Below are 1,752 nucleotides of genomic sequence, written 5' to 3'. Positions count from 1 at the left end.
CGCCGCCGTCCTGGCCGGCGCGGCCGTGCTCTCGCTGGCTGCGGCGCCCCTGCTCGGCGTGGATGCGGAACGCAAGGTGCTGCGCGACGCTGTCGAACCGCCCGTGGACCTGTTCAACTATCCCAGTCCGCTCACGGATTTCCGCCGGTATGTAAAGGACAACGCAGACACGACGCTGTTCACCGTCGAGGGGCTTCCGCAGGGCCAGCGGGTCCGGCTCGCCGCCATGGACACGTACGACGGCGTGGTCTACGACGTTGCGGCGCAGTCCACCGGCGGTTTTGCCCGGGTGGGGGACGCCGGAACACTGGGCGGCCAGCCGGACCCCGGCCGGGGCACCGAGGCCACCCTGCGGTTCTCCCTTGACGGTTACAGCGGCGTCTGGCTGCCCGCCGGCGGTGAGGTCCAGTCGCTGCGCACCACAGGGGAACGTGGCCAGGACATCGCCGGAGGCCTGTACTACGACGCGGGGTCCGCCACCCTGCTGACGGCGGCCGGGGTTGGTGCCGGCGACAGTTACGAAGCCAGTGTCCTCTTCCCGGAGGAGTACGACGACGCGCAGCTGGCGCAGTACGGGTTCGCCGATGCCGCGCAGCCGCGGCTGCAGGGCGAACCGGCGATCATCGGCGCGAAGGCAGCCGAATACGCAGGGGAGGAAACCACCCCCGTCCAGCGGGTCCGGCGGCTGCAGCAGATCCTGGCCACGGAGGGCTACTTCAGCAACGGCAAGGACGGCGAGACCCCGTCGCTGCCTGGCCACGGAGCCGCCCGGATGCTGAGCCTCCTCGATGCCGAACAGATGGTGGGTGATGACGAACAGTACGCCGTGGCAATGTCCCTGATGGCGCGGAAGCTCGGCATCCCCGCCCGAGTGGTGATGGGCTTTTACCCGGACTGGGAGGAGCTGGACTCAGCGCCGGAAAAGATCGAAATCACCGGCGACGATGTGCATGCCTGGGTGGAGATTGAATTCGACCGTGTGGGCTGGGTGCCGTTTTTCCCCACCCCGGATGAGGACAACGAACCGGTTCCGCCGCAGCAGCAGCCAAAATCCACCCCCAAGCCGCAGGTCCTGCAGCCGCCGCCCCCACCACAGGAGCCGGCCGAACTGCCGCCGGACACGGCGGCCGATCCGCAGGACGCCGAGCAGCAGAAAGACGACCTATGGCAGACGGTGTCAGGGCTGCTGCGGGTACTGGCTATTGCGTCCCTGCCCCTGGCTGTGCTGTTCGGACCGCTGCTGGCGATCCTGCTGCTCAAGCGGCGGCGTACGAAGCGCCGGCGGACCGCCGGAGGAGCTGCCCAGCGGGTGGCGGGAGGATGGCGGGAAGTCCTCAGTTCCGCTGCGGACCACGGCGTCCTGCTCAGTGGACGGCAGACCCGCCGGGAGGACGCCGCCGTGTTGGGCCAGGCGTTCCCCTCCGAGTCCGACAGAACAACGGCGCTGGCCAGGCGGGCCGACGCCGGGATCTTCGGTCCCGGCGACCCGGCGGAAGCCGAGGTCCAGGCGTACTGGAAGGATGTAGAGGGGCTCCGAACCCAGCTGGATGGAAGCGTGGGCTTCTGGCAGCGCCAGCGGGCCAGGTACTCGCTGCGCTCCCTCCGGCTGGACCGGCGGCTTGACCGGAAACGTGACCGGCGGTTTGACCAGCTGGCTGACCGGCGGGGCGACCGGCGGGGCGAGCGGCGGCGCGACCAGTGGGGCAGGAACCTGACCGGCCTGCGCACCCGTTTCGCTGCCCTAGGCTCCCG

Annotated in this window: 1 protein-coding gene; it reads left to right on the top strand. The window is 70.0% G+C overall.

The window, feature by feature from the left end:
* Window positions 1-1,752: transglutaminase-like domain-containing protein (locus tag RTN46_RS16975; RefSeq protein WP_312183228.1), on the top strand; the 1,752-nt coding region annotated here is incomplete at both ends.

It is taken from the genome of Arthrobacter sp., assembly GCF_031988865.1.
Taxonomy (GTDB): domain Bacteria; phylum Actinomycetota; class Actinomycetes; order Actinomycetales; family Micrococcaceae; genus Arthrobacter_B.
Note: the sequence above shows the minus strand (reverse complement) of the source record. Positions and strands in the feature narration are given on the sequence as shown.